The 17,318-nt window shown below is 52.4% G+C and carries 12 protein-coding genes; 9 read left to right on the top strand and 3 right to left on the bottom strand.

The features are described 5' to 3' along the window. Window positions 1-118: 118 nt before the first annotated feature. From pflB to ycaO, 3 genes are all read right to left on the bottom strand, one after another. A complete protein-coding gene (gene pflB, locus BH714_RS03530; RefSeq protein ID WP_014169380.1) occupies window positions 119-2,401 on the bottom strand; it encodes a formate C-acetyltransferase in 2,283 nt (760 codons plus the stop codon). Between the two features lie 51 nt (window positions 2,402-2,452). Continuing rightward, a complete protein-coding gene (gene focA / locus BH714_RS23970) occupies window positions 2,453-3,310 on the bottom strand; it encodes a formate transporter FocA (RefSeq protein WP_025204555.1) in 858 nt (285 codons plus the stop codon). Between the two features lie 405 nt (window positions 3,311-3,715). Then, on the bottom strand, window positions 3,716-5,476 hold the full coding sequence (gene ycaO, locus BH714_RS03540) for a 30S ribosomal protein S12 methylthiotransferase accessory factor YcaO (protein ID WP_040017051.1): 1,761 nt from the start codon (window positions 5,474-5,476) through the stop codon (window positions 3,716-3,718). Between the two features lie 127 nt (window positions 5,477-5,603). On the opposite strand from ycaO, the gene BH714_RS03545 reads away from it, so the two are divergent. From BH714_RS03545 to lpxK, 9 genes are all read left to right on the top strand, one after another. Next, window positions 5,604-6,296 (top strand): DUF421 domain-containing protein, encoded by a 693-nt coding sequence (locus BH714_RS03545; protein WP_020884820.1) that lies wholly within the window; start codon window positions 5,604-5,606, stop codon window positions 6,294-6,296. Window positions 6,297-6,458: 162 nt separating this feature from the next. Further along, the gene (gene serC, locus BH714_RS03550) at window positions 6,459-7,547 is read left to right on the top strand and encodes a 3-phosphoserine/phosphohydroxythreonine transaminase (RefSeq protein ID WP_025204554.1); all 1,089 of its coding nucleotides are present in this window, start codon (window positions 6,459-6,461) and stop codon (window positions 7,545-7,547) included. A 68-nt stretch (window positions 7,548-7,615) separates the two neighbouring features. Beyond that, on the top strand, window positions 7,616-8,899 hold the full coding sequence (gene aroA, locus BH714_RS03555) for a 3-phosphoshikimate 1-carboxyvinyltransferase (protein ID WP_040017053.1): 1,284 nt from the start codon (window positions 7,616-7,618) through the stop codon (window positions 8,897-8,899). A gap of 253 nt (window positions 8,900-9,152) precedes the next feature. Continuing rightward, window positions 9,153-9,836 carry a (d)CMP kinase gene (gene cmk / locus BH714_RS03560; protein WP_014169386.1) on the top strand — a complete coding sequence of 228 codons (684 nt, stop codon included), beginning with the start codon at window positions 9,153-9,155 and terminating at the stop codon, window positions 9,834-9,836. 110 nt (window positions 9,837-9,946) lie between these two features. Continuing rightward, the gene (rpsA, locus tag BH714_RS03565) at window positions 9,947-11,620 is read left to right on the top strand and encodes a 30S ribosomal protein S1 (protein WP_014169387.1); all 1,674 of its coding nucleotides are present in this window, start codon (window positions 9,947-9,949) and stop codon (window positions 11,618-11,620) included. Between the two features lie 171 nt (window positions 11,621-11,791). Beyond that, window positions 11,792-12,079: an integration host factor subunit beta gene (gene ihfB, locus BH714_RS03570; RefSeq protein ID WP_008499965.1), complete on the top strand. Its 288-nt coding sequence runs from the start codon at window positions 11,792-11,794 to the stop codon at window positions 12,077-12,079. Window positions 12,080-12,294: 215 nt separating this feature from the next. After that, window positions 12,295-14,559, top strand: a complete 2,265-nt coding sequence (locus BH714_RS03575) for a ComEC family protein (protein WP_040017054.1) — start codon at window positions 12,295-12,297, stop codon at window positions 14,557-14,559. Between the two features lie 36 nt (window positions 14,560-14,595). After that, complete coding sequence (gene msbA, locus BH714_RS03580; RefSeq protein ID WP_020884816.1) at window positions 14,596-16,344, top strand: lipid A ABC transporter ATP-binding protein/permease MsbA; 1,749 nt, start codon at window positions 14,596-14,598, stop codon at window positions 16,342-16,344. Beyond that, window positions 16,341-17,318: a tetraacyldisaccharide 4'-kinase gene (lpxK, locus tag BH714_RS03585; protein WP_040017057.1), complete on the top strand. Its 978-nt coding sequence runs from the start codon at window positions 16,341-16,343 to the stop codon at window positions 17,316-17,318. The genes msbA and lpxK overlap by 4 nt, the downstream gene beginning before the upstream one ends.

Here is a 17,318-nt window from a genome sequence, read left to right on the forward strand (position 1 = left end):
ATCCATAGAGTATAGATAGCGGACAAAAGAGACTGTGATGGAGAGAGTGTTAAAAAGGCCCCACGTATGTGGAGCCTTTATTGTACGCCTTTTAACGCGTGATTTCAGCCAATTCCACTTACATGGACTGAGTGAAAGTACGGGTGATAACGTCCTGCTGCTGTTCTTTCGTCAGGGAGTTAAAACGTACTGCGTAGCCGGATACACGGATGGTCAGCTGAGGATATTTCTCAGGGTGTTCCATCGCATCAAGCAGCATTTCACGGTTCATTACGTTCACGTTCAGGTGCTGACCACCTTCAATGGACGCTTCGTGGTGGAAGTAACCATCCATCAGACCCGCGAGGTTAGTTTTACGTACTTCGTCGTCTTTACCCAGCGCATTTGGCACGATAGAGAAGGTGTAAGAGATACCATCTTTCGCGTAAGCAAACGGCAGTTTAGCAACGGAGGTCAGAGAGGCAACAGCACCTTTCTGGTCACGACCGTGCATTGGGTTAGCACCTGGGCCGAATGGCGCACCTGCGCGACGACCGTCTGGGGTGTTACCGGTTTTCTTACCATACACAACGTTAGACGTGATGGTCAGAACAGACTGAGTCGGGATAGCGTTACGGTAAGTGGTCAGTTTCTGAATTTTCTTCATGAAACGTTCAACCAGGTCAACCGCCATGTCATCAACGCGAGAGTCGTTGTTACCAAACTGCGGATATTCGCCTTCGATTTCGAAGTCAACAGCCAGACCGTCTTCGTCACGAATTGGTTTAACTTTCGCATATTTGATTGCAGACAGGGAGTCAGCCGCAACGGACAGACCTGCGATACCACACGCCATGGTGCGGATAACGTCACGGTCATGCAGCGCCATCAGAGAGGCTTCGTAGCTGTACTTGTCGTGCATGTAGTGGATAACGTTCAGGGCAGTGACGTACTGTTTAGCCAGCCAGTCCATGAAGTGATCCATACGCTCCATGACTTCATCGAAGTTCAGAACGTCGCCTTTGATTGGTTCAGACTTAGGACCAACCTGCATTTTCAGTTTTTCATCAACGCCGCCGTTGATTGCGTACAGCATGGTTTTCGCCAGGTTTGCACGCGCACCGAAGAACTGCATTTGTTTACCAACAACCATTGGGCTTACGCAGCATGCGATAGCGTAGTCATCGTTGTTGAAGTCCGGACGCATCAGGTCATCGTTCTCGTACTGCAGAGAAGAGGTGTCGATGGACACTTTAGCGGCGAATTTCTTGAAGTTCAGAGGCAGTTTTTCAGACCACAGAACGGTGATGTTCGGCTCCGGAGAAGGACCCATGGTGTACAGGGTGTTCAGGAAGCGGAAGCTGTTTTTGGTAACCAGAGTACGGCCATCAACACCCATACCACCGATAGATTCCGTTGCCCAGATTGGGTCACCAGAGAACAGCTCATCGTATTCAGGGGTACGCAGGAAGCGAACCATACGCAGTTTCATGACCAGGTGGTCAATCATTTCCTGAGCGTCTTGCTCGGTGATTTTGCCCGCTTTCATATCACGTTCGATGTAAGCATCCAGGAAGGTGGATACACGACCGAAGGACATTGCTGCACCGTTCTGAGACTTAACAGCGGCCAGGTAGCCGAAGTAGGTCCACTGGATAGCTTCCTGAGCGTTGGTTGCAGGACCAGAGATATCGCAGCCATATTTAGCCGCCATTTCTTTGATCTGACCCAGCGCGCGATGCTGTTCAGCGATTTCTTCACGCAGACGGATAGTCGCTTCCAGGTTTACACCGTTTTCCAGATCAGACTGCAGGGAAACAAACTGCGCGTATTTGTCTTTCATCAGGAAGTCGATACCGTACAGCGCAACGCGACGGTAGTCACCGATGATACGGCCACGGCCATAGGCATCTGGCAGACCAGTCAGAACGCCAGATTTACGGCAGTTCAGAATGTCTTTGGTGTAAACATCGAATACACCCTGGTTGTGGGTTTTACGGTATTCGGTGAAGATTTTTTTCAGCATTGGGTCCAGCTCGCGGTTATACGCTTTGCAGGAACCTTCAACCATTTTGATACCACCGAACGGGATGATCGCACGTTTCAGTGGTGCTTCAGTTTGCAGACCAACGATTTTCTCAAGGGCTTTGTTAATGTAGCCAGCATCGTGAGAAGTGATGGTAGAAGCAACGGAGGTGTCAAAATCAACTGGCGCGTGAGTGCGGTTTTCCAGTTTTACGCCTTCCATTACGCTGTCCCACAGCTTGGTGGTCGCGTCAGTTGCACCAGCCAGGAAGGATTCGTCACCTTCATACGGGGTATAGTTTTTCTGAATGAAGTCACGTACGTTTACTTCATTCTGCCAGTCACCTTTCGCAAAACCTTCCCAGGCTGTGGCTAACTTTTCATTAAGCTCGGACATGTAACACCTACCTTCTTAAGTGGATTTTTTATTTACTGCCTGAGATAACCATCAATGATGGTCGTCGCCACGCAGGTAAATGACCCAGTATGTCAACCCAACTAATAGACCCCCACCGATAATGTTCCCGATAGTGACAGGGATCAGGTTATCAGTAATGAAATTCATAATAGTCAGGTGAGAGAAACTTTCCGGGGTTGAACCAACAGCAGTCCAGAACTCCGGGCTTGCAAAGTTGCGGATTACAATTCCCATGGGGATCATAAACATGTTCGCAATACTGTGCTCGAAGCCGCTGGCAACAAACATCGCAACCGGCAGAACCATAATCATGGCTTTATCCATCAGGCTACGACCCGAGTAGCTCATCCAGACAGCCAGGCAGACCATCAGGTTAGCGAGGATGCCGAGAGCAACGGCTTCGATAAATGTGTGGTGCATTTTGTGGTCTGCGGTCTGCAGGACGTTGAGTCCCCAGCCACCGTTGGCGGTCATATACTCGCCAGAGAGCCACATCAACAGAACAAAGAGCAGACAGCCAATCAGGTTGCCAACATAGACATTAAGCCAGTTGCGCGCCAGTTGACCCCAGGTAATTCTTCCGCTGGCTTTTGCCACGACAATCAACACTGTAGAAGTGAAGAGGTCGGCGCCGCAGATGACGCAAAGAATCAGTCCCAGTGAGAAGCAAATACCGCCAATCAGTTTCGCCATGCCGAAAGGCATGGCGGCAGTACCGGTGGTGGCAGTGATGTAGAAGACAAACGCGATAGAGATGAACACACCAGCCGTGATCGCCAGATAGAACGTCTTCATCGGGTGTTTCGTTGCTTTATAGACACCCGCTTCTTCGGCAACTTTGGCCATAGCAGCTGGGAGTAAAAGATCAAAAGGGTTGTCAGCTTTCACACTAACTCTCTCTTTATTAAGTCGGCGACGAGATACTAACAAAGCATTATAGAAGAGAAATTGATATAGATCATATCTCGCCTGGCTTATAGGCCCGCAATGTGTATGGATTTACAGCAAAAGCGGAGTAAGTATTTGATTATCCGTATAAAAATAAATTTTAAAAGTTATGAAAAGAGTTGAATTATTTCTTTCGGCCACCTCTGCAACAGTTAATTAATATGGAGTAATTACCATAAAAAGTAACAGTAAAGCCCAGGTAAATATTATTATATTTACCCATATTTAACTTTATTATTACAATCAACAGTCATTGCCGAAAAAATAAAAAACGGGGCAATGAAATTGCCCCGTAATATAGCCCAGACGATTGAATACGCCTACAGCTGATAATGTTATATGCGCTTATTTTGACCAGTAAGCGGATTTCGCCTTCTGCAATTTTTCATACGCTTTCAGCAGAGACTGATGTGCCGGGAAGGCTTTCAGGTCACTATCCACAGCCTGAAGACCATAGAACGGCGCTTCACCGCTCAGCGCTGCGCTGGCGGCTTCAACGGCGTCAGCACCGTACATGCGAACAAACGCATTCAGGTATTGCAGCGGCTGACGATCTTCTTCCTGCGCGAGAAGCAGCAGGGTTTGCAGGCAGCGATAGTAGTTAGTGCGCTCGGCAGAGAAGACAGACTGGTTAAACTCCATAGTCCACTCGGTCCAGGCCAGAGCCTGATCCAGATCGCCGCCAGCCAGAGCCAGCATTGCTTTCAGCTCACCAATACGCAGGGTATACCAGCCGTTATCTTTACCGGTCGCCAGACCCAGCAGCTCGCGTACGCGGGTGAAGTCATCATGGCCTTCTTCGTCCAGTTGCGCGATCAGGTTCAGGTAATCTTCTTTTTCCCATTCGCTGCCCGGCAAGGCCAGCAGGGTTTCACGCAGGTGCGCGCCCATGCTGTTGTTCGCCAGCCACAGATCTTCTGCCGGATAGATGTCGGACATGCCCGGCACCAGAATGCGGCAGGCGTACACGCCTAGGTGTTCGTAGTCAGCGATGTAGACTTCTTTATCTTCCGCCTTAAAGATAGCCATCAGCGTGGCGAACTCTTCTTCGGTGGTACCTGCAAAGCTCCAGTCGACGAACGGATAGTCCGCGTCCTGCTTAAACAGATCCCAGGAGATCAAACCGCTGGAGTCGATGAAGTGGGTTTCAAGGTTGGTGTGCTCGGCCACTTCTTCATCGTCAAAGGTCGGTGGCGTAAACACGTCCAGATCTTTCAGGCCACGGCCCTGCAGTAACTCGGTGACGGTACGCTCCAGCGCTACGCCAAAGTCAGGGTGCGCGCCGAAGGAGGCGAAGCAGGTTCCGTTTTCAGGATTAAACAGCACCACACAGATAACCGGGTATTTACCGCCCAGCGAGCCGTCATAGGCAAAGATTGGGAAACCTTCCACTTCCAGCCTGGCAATGGATTCCACCACGCCCGGGTAGCGCGCCAGCACGTCAGCCGGAATTTCAGGCAGGCTGATGGATTCGGCAATGATGCGGTTTTTAATGTGGCGTTCGAAGACTTCAGACAGCCCCTGTACGCGCGCTTCATTACGGGTATTACCGGCAGACATACCGTTGGACACATACAGGTTGCCAACGATGTTCATCGGGATATAGACGGTCTGCTCATCAGACAGACGCGTGAACGGCAGGGCGCAGATACCACGATCCTCATTGCCGGACTGCAGATCGATCAGCATGCTGGCGGTCAGTTCGTTTTCCGGATCGTAGAACGCACGCAGACGCGCGTCGAGAATGCCTTCCGGCAGCGCGTCGTCTTCAGGCAGCGGGAACCATTTTTCGTTCGGATAGTGCACAAACGGGCCGTTGGCGATGGTTTCACCCAGCCAGAAATCGGCGAAGAAATAGTTGGTCGACAGACGTTCAAAATACTCACCCAGCGCAGAGGCCAGTGCCGCTTTTTTTGTCGCGCCTTTACCATTGGTAAAGCACAGGGCACACTCTTTATCGCGAATATGCACGGACCAGACATGAGGCACCGGGTTGAGCCAGGAGGCTTCTTCGATATTAAAGCCCAGGTCGGTCAGTTTCTGCTGGAAGCGAGCGATGGAATCTTCCAGAGCGGCGTCTTTGCCGGGGATAAACGTTTGAGTCATGGCGTTCACTTTTATCGTACGTAAAGCGCGCAATGATACGGGTTTTGCGTGACAGGTGCTATCTTCGGCGAAAATAAAAGACTCGACTATGCTTACAGACAGTAACTTACTGTTAAGGCATAGAAAAATGAAAGCATTTGATCTCCAGCGGATGGCGTTTGATAAAGTTCCTCCCGAATTTTTGGGCGAAGTGGCCCTGCGCAGCCTGTATACCTTTGTATTGGTCTTTCTGTTTCTCAAAATCACCGGGCGGCGTGGCGTCCGGCAGATGTCCCTCTTTGAGGTGCTGATTATTCTGACGCTGGGTTCAGCGGCGGGGGATGTCGCCTTTTACGACGATGTGCCGATGGTGCCGGTCTTTATCGTTTTTGTCTCACTGGCGCTACTTTACCGGCTTGTCATGTGGCTGATGTCGAAAAGTGAAAAGCTGGAAGATCTTCTCGAAGGGAAGCCGGTGGTTATCGTCGAGAACGGGCGGCTGGCCTGGGAAAATGTACAGAGTGCCAACATGACCGAGTTCGAGTTTTTTATGGAACTGCGTCTGAATAGCGTTGAACAACTCGGGCAGGTACGGCTGGCAATCATGGAAACGAACGGACAAATCAGCGTCTATTACTATGCTGACGACGAGGTGAAGCCGGGGCTCTGTATTCTGCCGGATATGCTTATTGAGCGTTTCACGACCGTGCCTGAGTCAGGCGAATATGCCTGTATAAGATGTAGCCATGTTGTGGCGATGCAGCCGGGCGATCATCAATTATGTCCCCGCTGTACAAATCCGGAATGGACGAAGGTTAGCCGGGCCAAACGCCTTACCTGACAGCCATATTGTCGGTTTTGCCGCAGAGAGGTGGCAGATTGTATTGTGTGACGCGGGACACATTTCACCGGTCATAAGTTTTAGACATTGCGGCGCGTGTCACTGAATGATAAAACCGATATCCACAGTTATAACTTATTGCTTTTAGCGTGGTGAGGGGAAATGGCTCAAGTCTTTAATTTCAGTTCAGGTCCGGCGATGTTGCCGGCAGACGTGCTTAAACAGGCTCAACAGGAACTTTGTGACTGGAACGGTCTGGGTACGTCGGTGATGGAAATCAGCCACCGTGGTAAAGAGTTTATTCAGGTGGCGGAAGAGGCAGAAAAGGATTTTCGCGATCTGCTGAACATTCCCTCAAACTACAAAGTTTTGTTCTGCCACGGCGGTGGCCGCGGTCAGTTTGCTGGCGTCCCGCTGAATATCCTCGGCGACAAAACCACGGCAGACTACGTTGATGCGGGTTACTGGGCGGCAAGTGCGGTTAAAGAAGCCAAAAAGTACTGCTCGCCAAATGTTATCGACGCCAAAATTACCGTTGATGGCCTGCGTGCCGTGAAGCCGATGAGCGAATGGCAGCTCTCTGATAACGCTGCGTACCTGCACTATTGCCCAAATGAAACCATCGACGGGATTGCCATCGACGAGACCCCGAACTTCGGTAAAGACGTCGTGGTTGCTGCCGATTTCTCCTCTACCATTTTGTCCGCGCCAATTGACGTCAGCCGTTACGGTGTTATCTATGCGGGTGCGCAGAAAAATATCGGCCCGGCGGGTTTGACGATCGTCATCGTGCGCGAAGATTTGCTGGGTAAAGCCCATCAGTCTTGCCCGTCTATTCTGGATTATACGGTCCTCAACGATAACGACTCCATGTTCAACACCCCCCCTACGTTTGCCTGGTACCTCTCTGGCCTGGTCTTTAAATGGCTCAAGCAAAACGGCGGCGTGGCGCAGATGGACAAAATCAATCAGCAGAAAGCCGACCTGCTGTATGGCGTGATCGATAAGAGCGATTTCTACCGTAACGATGTCGCGAAAGCTAACCGTTCGCGTATGAATGTGCCGTTCCAGCTGGCGGACAGCAACCTGGATAAAGTCTTCCTTGAAGCGTCCTTCGCTGCAGGCCTGCATGCGCTGAAAGGCCACCGTGTTGTAGGCGGTATGCGTGCCTCTATCTATAACGCGATGCCGCTGGAAGGGGTTAAAACCCTGACCGATTTCATGATCGACTTCGAACGTCGCCACGGTTAATCACGTTGTTTTCACCCCCGTAGCCCTGCTGCGGGGTTTTTATTATGTTGAGTTGAGAGTTAAGTTTCATGGAATCCCTGACGTTACAACCTATCGCGCGGGTAGATGGCACCATTAATCTGCCTGGTTCAAAAAGTGTCTCGAACCGCGCTCTGCTGCTGGCAGCTCTGGCAAACGGCACCACCGTCCTCACAAACCTGCTGGACAGCGATGACGTGCGCCATATGCTCAATGCGCTGAAAGCGTTGGGAGTTCATTACACGCTGTCTGACGATCGCACCCGCTGTGAAGTGACCGGCAACGGCGGCGCGTTACGCTCGGCTGAAGAGCGTGAACTGTTTCTGGGTAATGCGGGGACGGCGATGCGCCCGCTGGCGGCGGCCCTGTGCCTGGGCAGCAACAATATTGTGCTGACCGGTGAGCCGCGCATGAAAGAGCGTCCCATTGGCCATCTGGTAGATGCCCTTCGTCAGGGCGGCGCGCAGATTGAGTATCTGGAGCAGGAAAATTACCCGCCTCTGCGTCTGCGCGGTGGTTTCAATGGCGGTAACGTCGAGGTGGATGGCAGCGTCTCCAGCCAGTTCCTGACGGCTCTGCTGATGACTGCGCCGCTGGCATCACAGGATACGGTCATCACCATCAAAGGCGACCTGGTCTCTAAACCGTACATTGATATTACGCTGCACCTGATGAAAACCTTCGGGGTTGAGGTGGAAAACCGCGCTTATCAGCAATTTGTGGTTCGCGGTGCGCAGCAGTACCAGTCTCCGGGTCATTACCTTGTGGAAGGTGATGCTTCGTCTGCCTCCTATTTCCTGGCGGCAGGGGCAATTAAGGGCGGTACGGTGAAAGTGACCGGCATTGGCCGTAACAGCGTTCAGGGCGATATCCGTTTTGCTGACGTGCTGGAAAAAATGGGCGCTACGATTACCTGGGGCGATGATTTCATCTCCTGCACCCATGGCGAGCTGAACGCTATCGATATGGACATGAACCATATCCCGGATGCGGCGATGACCATTGCCACGGCGGCGCTCTTCGCAAAAGGCACCACGACGCTGCGTAACATTTACAACTGGCGCGTAAAAGAGACTGACCGTCTGTTCGCGATGGCGACCGAACTGCGTAAAGTGGGCGCCGAAGTGGAGGAGGGCGAAGACTACATCCGCGTCACGCCTCCGGCAAAACTGCAGTTTGCGGAAATCGGCACCTATAACGATCACCGCATGGCAATGTGCTTCTCGCTGGTGGCGCTCTCCGATACGCCGGTGACCATTCTCGACCCGAAATGTACGGCGAAAACCTTCCCGGACTACTTCGAGCAATTGGCGCGTATCAGTACCCCTGCCTGATTTGCCTTCGCGCCAGCCTCTGTGCTGGCGCGCTTACACCGTTCCCACTCATTGACGTGATGATCTACACTTCTGAAGATGTGCGCCTGCCGCCTGCAAGCAACGCGAACGATGTAGAAGTATCATTGCGCAATAATTCTTCATCTAAATACCTGTAATTCGCGTTTTTGCACACAACGTTAACGATTGTGGGCATTGGCGCGTATAATGCGCGGCGTTTACGTTAACGGTATGCCTGTTTAAGGAGATAAAGATGACGGCAATTGCCCCGGTCATAACCATTGATGGCCCAAGCGGTGCAGGAAAGGGCACCTTGTGCAAGGCAATGGCGGAAGCATTGCAATGGCATCTGCTGGACTCTGGTGCTATTTACCGCGTGTTAGCGCTTGCGGCGCTGCATCACCATGTTGATGTGGCCTCCGAAGACGCGCTGGTTCCGCTGGCTACCCATCTTGATGTTCGCTTTATCTCAACCAACGGAAATCTGGAAGTGATTCTCGAAGGTGAAGATGTCAGCGGTGAAATTCGGACTCAGGACGTGGCGAATGCCGCTTCACAGGTTGCCGCTTTCCCGCGTGTGCGTGAAGCACTGCTGCGCCGTCAACGCGCCTTCCGTGAACTGCCTGGCCTGATTGCTGACGGGCGTGACATGGGAACCGTTGTCTTCCCTGATGCGCCAGTGAAAATTTTCCTCGACGCCTCCTCGGAAGAACGGGCTCAACGCCGCATGCTTCAGTTGCAGGAAAAGGGGTTTAGTGTTAACTTTGATCGCCTTTTGTCCGAGATAAAAGAGCGCGATGACCGCGATCGTAACCGCGCCGTCGCCCCACTTGTTCCTGCAGAAGATGCATTAGTTCTGGATTCAACCAGTTTAACTATTGAGCAAGTGATTGAAAAAGCGCTACAATATGCGCGCCAAAAACTGGCACTCGCGTAATTGCGACCGATTTAGCAGTACCCCCGCTGCAATGGATTGACGGCGGGTATGTGAAACAACCCCATCCGGCACGGAGCCAGGTGGACGTTATATTAACCTGAAGATTAAACATGACTGAATCTTTTGCTCAACTATTTGAAGAATCCTTAAAAACAATCGAAACCCGTCCGGGTTCCATCGTTCGTGGTGTTGTTGTTGCTATCGACAAAGACGTAGTACTGGTTGACGCCGGTCTGAAATCTGAGTCCGCCATTCCGGCAGAGCAGTTCAAAAACGCCCAGGGCGAGCTGGAAATCCAGGTTGGTGACGAAGTTGACGTTGCTCTGGATGCAGTAGAAGACGGCTTCGGCGAAACCCTGCTTTCCCGTGAAAAAGCTAAACGTCACGAAGCTTGGATCACGCTGGAAAAAGCTTACGAAGAAGCTGAAACTGTGGTCGGTGTTATCAACGGCAAAGTTAAAGGTGGCTTCACTGTTGAGCTGAATGGTATTCGTGCGTTCCTGCCAGGTTCTCTGGTAGACGTTCGTCCAGTCCGTGACACCCTGCACCTCGAAGGCAAAGAGCTTGAGTTCAAAGTAATCAAGCTGGACCAGAAGCGTAACAACGTTGTTGTATCCCGTCGTGCCGTTATCGAATCCGAAAACAGCGCAGAACGCGATCAGCTGCTGGAAAACCTGCAGGAAGGCATGGAAGTCAAAGGTATCGTTAAGAACCTCACTGACTACGGCGCATTCGTTGACCTGGGCGGCGTTGATGGCCTGCTGCACATCACCGACATGGCGTGGAAACGCGTTAAGCACCCAAGCGAAATCGTGAACGTGGGCGACGAAATCACTGTTAAAGTGCTTAAGTTCGACCGCGAGCGTACTCGTGTATCCCTCGGCCTGAAGCAGCTGGGCGAAGATCCATGGGTAGCTATCGCTAAACGTTACCCAGAAGGTACTAAACTGACTGGTCGCGTTACCAACCTGACTGACTACGGCTGCTTCGTTGAAATCGAAGAAGGCGTTGAAGGCCTGGTGCACGTTTCCGAAATGGACTGGACCAACAAAAACATCCACCCATCCAAAGTTGTTAACGTTGGTGATGTAGTGGAAGTTATGGTTCTGGATATCGACGAAGAACGTCGTCGTATCTCCCTGGGCCTGAAACAGTGCAAAAACAACCCATGGCAGCAGTTCGCGGAAACCCACAACAAGGGTGACCGTGTTGAAGGTAAAATCAAGTCTATCACTGACTTCGGTATCTTCATCGGCCTGGACGGCGGCATCGATGGCCTGGTTCACCTGTCTGACATCTCCTGGAACGTTGCAGGCGAAGAAGCAGTTCGTGAATACAAAAAAGGCGACGAAATCGCTGCAGTTGTTCTGCAGGTTGACGCAGAGCGTGAACGTATCTCCCTGGGCGTTAAACAGCTCGCAGAAGATCCGTTCAACAACTGGGTTGCACTGAACAAGAAAGGCGCAATCGTAAACGGTAAAGTCACTGCAGTTGACGCTAAAGGCGCAACTGTAGAACTGGCTGACGGCGTTGAAGGTTACCTGCGCGCTTCTGAAGCTTCACGTGACCGCGTTGAAGATGCCACTCTGGTTCTGAACGTTGGTGACGACGTTGAAGCTAAGTTCACCGGTGTTGACCGTAAGAACCGTGCAATCAGCCTGTCTGTTCGTGCTAAAGACGAAGCTGATGAGAAAGATGCAATCGCCACTGTTAACAAACAGGAAGATGCAAACTTCTCTAACAACGCAATGGCTGAAGCTTTCAAAGCAGCTAAAGGCGAGTAATATCAGGTTGTCCGCATCATTTTGAGCTGTAACGCATTTACAGCGAGAAGGATGAGGAGCAATCTTGACAGATTAGAGGATTCGTCCTGTAATCAATAACAAAGGGCGGCTACGGCCGCCCTTGTTTAATGAGCTGTTCAGCTAATTGGTTTGAAAGGAACCGGAGGAATCATGACCAAGTCAGAATTGATTGAAAGACTTGCCAGTCAGCAACCGCATATCCCTGCGAAAGCAGTGGAGGATGCCGTAAAAGAGATGCTGGAGCATATGGCCTCCACTCTTGCCCAGGGCGAGCGCATTGAAATCCGCGGTTTCGGTAGTTTTTCTCTGCACTATCGTGCTCCACGTACCGGGCGTAACCCGAAAACTGGCGATAAAGTCGAACTGGAAGGTAAGTACGTTCCACACTTTAAGCCGGGTAAAGAACTGCGCGATCGCGCCAACATTTACGGCAACTGAGTTTAGCCATCAGCGCTAAACTGGGTTCGAAAGAAAGCACCTGCGGGTGCTTTTTTTGTGCCTGCCGCTTTTATTCTGAAGATGCCGCGCAATTTTCCTTTTGTTTTCTGCAAACGGATAAAAATGTTTCAGCGCCCGCTGTAAACCGCGTTTCTTCTGGCTGACGACTCACCCTGCCTGCTTCCATACTGTCACCCTCAAACAGGGAGGTAGTAATGGGCATTCCCGCGATAAGTCTTTGCGCCATTCTGGCGATCATGCCGTTACTCTGGTTACCCGTCCTGCCTGAACGTCATACCGTGTGGGTAATGATAGCCGGTGGGATAGCGCTGGCCGCCCAGCGAAACAACGTCCTGAAGTATATGGGGATCGTGGTGTTATTTTGTGCCTGGGGTCTTCTTGCTGCGCAGGAAAGCGTCTGGCCGATGCAACATTTAACGACGGGAGCAGTGCAGGCAGAGATAGAAATCACGGCCACCGATGGTGCAACAATGCATCAGGGCAACATTCTGCGTGTCGATGGTCAGCGCTGGTGGGCACCCACGGGCGTGACGCTGTATGGCAATTACCTGCCGCAAAAGGTATGTGCCGGTCAGCGCTGGGCCATGACGCTCAGGCTCCGGCCTGTGCATGGCGAGCTAAACGACGGGGGATATGATCCCCAGCGAAGCGCCTTTGCCCGACACCAGACGCTCAGCGGACGTTTTACGCAGGCGAAAATCGTCGATGAAAACTGTAGCTTGCGTGCTCAGTACCTGATGTCACTGCAACACCGGCTTTCTGCTTTTCACTGGGGCGCGGTTATGCTTGGGCTGGGGATGGGAGAACGTCTGGAGGTGCCCCGGGAAATTAAAGATCTGATGCGCGACACCGGCACGCTGCACCTGATGGCAATTTCGGGTCTGCATATTGCGCTGGCCGCATCCATCGTCTGGTTACTTACGCGAGGGCTTCAGTTTTTAATGCCGGGCCACTGGATCCACTGGCAGATTCCTCTCCTGGCCGGGTTGTTCTTTGCCGCTTTCTACGCCTGGCTTACCGGGCTGCAACCGCCCGCATTGCGAACGGTTATCGCACTTGCCGTGCTGGCGGCATTGCGCATTGGCGCCCGTCAGTGGTCTCCCTGGCAGGTGTGGTGTTGCTGTATCGCGGCAATCCTGATAAGCGATCCCTTAGCCGTGCTTTCTCAAAGTCTGGCCCTTTCAGCTTTTGCCGTCGCCGCGCTGATTTTCTGGTTTCAGTGGCTGCCTCTTCCTCGCGGGCACCGGGTTCGCTGGTTACAGCCTCTGTTGAATCTGCTTTATCTGCAAACCGGCATGTTGCTTCTGCTCATGCCATTACAGGTGCTGATTTTTCATGGGTTTAGCTTCTCTTCCCTGGTGGCTAATCTCTTTGCCGTCCCCCTGGTCACTTTTGTCTGCGTACCGCTGATCCTGGCCGGAATGTTGCTTCATCTGTTGCCGCTGACGGCGCTGGAAAGTGCCCTCTGGTTTGCAGCCGATAAATCCCTGGGGGGGTTGTTCTGGATGCTGATGCGCCTGCCGGATGGCTGGCAGAATGTAGATGAACGATGGCAATACCTGACGTTATTGCCCTGGCTTGCCATTATCGGCTGGCGCTTTCATGCCTGGAAATCTGTTCCTGCAGTTTGTCTGGCAGGGAGTGTCTTACTGGCATTTCCACTCTGGCGAACGGTGAGGAGTGAGGGCTGGACACTGCATATGCTGGATGTGGGGCAGGGGCTGGCAATGGTCATTGAACGCCATGGTAAAGCCCTTCTTTATGATACCGGGCTCGCCTGGCCGGGTGGTGATAGCGCCCGGCAGTTAATCATTCCGTGGCTACGCTGGCACCATTTGCAACCAGAAGGCGTCATTCTCAGTCATGAGCATCTCGACCATGCGGGCGGCCTGGCGACGATGCAAAAAACATGGCCCACGTTATGGATAAGAAGCCCGTTAGGCCGGGGGGAGCATCGGCCTTGTTTTCGCGGGCAGAGATGGATATGGGAGGGGTTAACCTTCACCGTCCACTGGCCACCTGAGGGCTATTCCGAAAGGGGGAACAATCGCTCCTGTGTGGTAAAAATCGACGATGGTGAGCAGAGTGCGTTGCTTACGGGGGATATTGAAGCGCAAGCGGAACAGACTATGCTTAGCCATTACTGGCGTCATCTGACGTCCACTGTGATACAGGTACCCCATCATGGCAGCAATACGTCTTCATCATTGCCACTGGTGCAGCGGGTAGAGGGGAGGATCGCGCTCGATTCTGCGGCCCGCTATAACGCATGGCATTTTCCGTCGGCAAAAGTTATCAGACGTTATCGAAAAGAGGGCTATATCTGGCACGATACCCCCCATTCTGGACAAATATCGGTGACATTCTCGCAACATCGATGGCAAATACAACGCGTACGTGATGAATATTTACCGCGTTGGTATCATCAGTGGTTTGGCGCGCCCGTAGATAACGGGTAGAATATGCGGCTATTTCAACAGATGCTGGTTTTTTGAATGCATAACGACAAAGATCTCTCCACGTGGCAAACCTTCCGCCGACTCTGGCCGATGATTGCACCTTTTAAAGCAGGCTTGATCGTGGCGGGTGTAGCGTTAGTCCTCAACGCAGCCAGCGATACGTTTATGTTATCGCTTCTCAAACCGTTACTGGATGACGGTTTTGGTAAAACAGATCGCTCAGTGCTGATATGGATGCCACTGGTGGTTATTGGACTGATGATCTTACGCGGTATCACCAGCTACATTTCGAGCTACTGTATCTCCTGGGTTTCCGGGAAAGTCGTTATGACCATGCGCCGTCGGCTGTTTGGCCACATGATGGGCATGCCAGTAGCGTTCTTTGATAAGCAGTCTACCGGTACCTTGCTGTCACGTATTACCTACGACTCCGAGCAGGTGGCATCATCGTCGTCCAACGCGCTGATTACCGTGGTGCGTGAAGGTGCATCGATTATCGGTCTGTTCATCATGATGTTCTATTACAGCTGGCAGCTGTCACTGATCCTTATCGTGCTGGCACCGGTTGTCTCTATTGCTATTCGCGTCGTTTCAAAGCGTTTTCGCAACATCAGTAAGAATATGCAGAACACGATGGGCCAGGTTACGACCAGCGCAGAGCAGATGCTGAAAGGGCATAAAGAGGTGTTGATTTTCGGCGGGCAGGAAGTCGAAACCAAACGCTTTGATAAAGTCAGCAACAAAATGCGTCTGCAGGGGATGAAAATGGTTTCGGCCTCTTCAATTTCTGACCCTATCATTCAGCTGATCGCTTCTCTGGCGCTGGCCTTTGTTCTGTATGCGGCCAGCTTCCCGAGCGTGATGGAGACGCTGACGGCAGGTACCATCACCGTGGTCTTCTCATCGATGATTGCCCTGATGCGTCCGCTGAAATCACTGACGAACGTCAACGCTCAGTTCCAGCGCGGGATGGCTGCCTGCCAGACTCTGTTCAGCATTCTGGATACCGAACAGGAGAAAGATGAAGGTAAACGCGAGATTGAACGCGCCCACGGCGATGTTGAATTCCGCAATGTGACTTTCACCTATCCTGGCCGCGAAACGCCGGCTTTGCGTAATATCAACCTGTCCATTCCCGCGGGTAAAACCGTTGCGCTGGTAGGCCGCTCTGGCTCAGGTAAATCCACCATCGCCAGCCTGATTACCCGTTTCTATGATATCGACGAGGGTGAAATCCTGCTGGATGGCCATGACCTGCGGGAGTATACCCTGCAGTCGCTGCGTAATCAGGTGGCGCTGGTCTCCCAGAATGTGCATCTCTTCAACGATACTGTGGCAAATAACATTGCCTATGCGCGTACAGAAGAGTACAGCCGTGCAGAGATTGAAAAGGCCGCTCGTATGGCCTATGCGATGGACTTTATCAACAAGATGGATAACGGTCTGGATACCATTATCGGTGAGAACGGTGTACTGCTCTCCGGTGGCCAGCGCCAGCGTATCGCCATTGCTCGTGCGCTGTTGCGTGATAGCCCGATTCTGATTCTGGATGAAGCAACCTCTGCGCTGGATACGGAATCTGAACGTGCCATTCAGTCTGCGCTGGATGAGCTGCAAAAGAACCGTACGTCGCTGGTGATTGCGCACCGTCTGTCGACTATCGAGCAGGCTGACGAAATAGTTGTTGTTGAAGATGGCGTGATTGTCGAACGCGGAAGCCACTCTGATTTGCTGGCGCACCGCGGCGTTTACGCCCAACTGCATAAGATGCAATTCGGCGAATGATTGCACGCATCTGGTCCGGTGAATCACCGCTGTGGCTACTGTTTCTGCCGCTTTCCTGGCTTTATGGCCTGGTGAGCGGCGTCATTCGTCTGCTTTACCGTCTGGGGTTAAAGCGAGCATGGCGCGCGCCGGTGCCGGTTGTCGTGGTGGGTAACCTGACGGCTGGCGGCAACGGTAAAACACCGGTGGTGATCTGGCTGGTGGAGCAACTGCAAAAACGCGGTATACGCCCAGGCGTGGTATCGCGTGGATATGGCGGAAAAGCGGCGCAGTATCCCCTGTTGTTGACCGCGGAAACTACGACCGCTGAAGCGGGTGATGAGCCAGTATTGATATACCAGCGTACAGGTGCACCTGTTGCGGTTTCCCCGGTACGCAGTGATGCCGTTCAGGCACTTCTTGCCGAACACACGGTAGACATTATTATTACTGACGATGGTCTGCAGCATTACGCGCTGGCGCGTGATAAAGAGATTGTGGTCATTGACGGGGTTCGCCGGTTCGGTAACGGCTGGTGGCTACCCGCAGGACCAATGCGCGAACGCGCTTCGCGTCTCAGGTCCGTTGATGCGGTGATTGTTAACGGTGGAGAGGCTAAACCGGGTGAGATCCCTATGCATCTCAGGCCGGGAATGGCGGTGAATCTGTTGACCGGAGAGCGCCGTGCTGTCTCGTTGTTACCCGCGCTGGTGGCCATGGCGGGTATCGGTCATCCTCCGCGTTTCTTCGCGACGCTGGAACAGTGTGGTGCCCGGCTTGAAAAACGCGTTCCGCTGGCCGATCATCAGGCGCTGGTGCCAGATCAGGTCGCGGCCCTGACTGCGCCGGGGCAGACGCTAATCATGACTGAAAAAGATGCGGTGAAATGCCGTGCCTTTGCGAAGGATAACTGGTGGTATCTGCCGGTTGACGCTGAACTCAGCGGTGAGCAACCGGAACAATTGCTCAAGGAACTGATTGCGTTAGTGCAGTAA

The organism is Enterobacter ludwigii (assembly GCF_001750725.1).
Lineage (GTDB): Bacteria > Pseudomonadota > Gammaproteobacteria > Enterobacterales > Enterobacteriaceae > Enterobacter > Enterobacter ludwigii.

Coding starts and splice junctions, on each gene's coding strand:
- pflB (WP_014169380.1), bottom strand. CDS start 2,401: ATGTCCGAGCTTAATGAAAAGTTAGCCACAGCCTGGGAAGGTTTTGCG.
- ycaO (WP_040017051.1), bottom strand. CDS start 5,476: ATGACTCAAACGTTTATCCCCGGCAAAGACGCCGCTCTGGAAGATTCC.
- BH714_RS03545 (WP_020884820.1), top strand. CDS start 5,604: ATGAAAGCATTTGATCTCCAGCGGATGGCGTTTGATAAAGTTCCTCCC.
- serC (WP_025204554.1), top strand. CDS start 6,459: ATGGCTCAAGTCTTTAATTTCAGTTCAGGTCCGGCGATGTTGCCGGCA.
- aroA (WP_040017053.1), top strand. CDS start 7,616: ATGGAATCCCTGACGTTACAACCTATCGCGCGGGTAGATGGCACCATT.
- cmk (WP_014169386.1), top strand. CDS start 9,153: ATGACGGCAATTGCCCCGGTCATAACCATTGATGGCCCAAGCGGTGCA.
- rpsA (WP_014169387.1), top strand. CDS start 9,947: ATGACTGAATCTTTTGCTCAACTATTTGAAGAATCCTTAAAAACAATC.
- ihfB (WP_008499965.1), top strand. CDS start 11,792: ATGACCAAGTCAGAATTGATTGAAAGACTTGCCAGTCAGCAACCGCAT.
- BH714_RS03575 (WP_040017054.1), top strand. CDS start 12,295: ATGGGCATTCCCGCGATAAGTCTTTGCGCCATTCTGGCGATCATGCCG.
- msbA (WP_020884816.1), top strand. CDS start 14,596: ATGCATAACGACAAAGATCTCTCCACGTGGCAAACCTTCCGCCGACTC.
- lpxK (WP_040017057.1), top strand. CDS start 16,341: ATGATTGCACGCATCTGGTCCGGTGAATCACCGCTGTGGCTACTGTTT.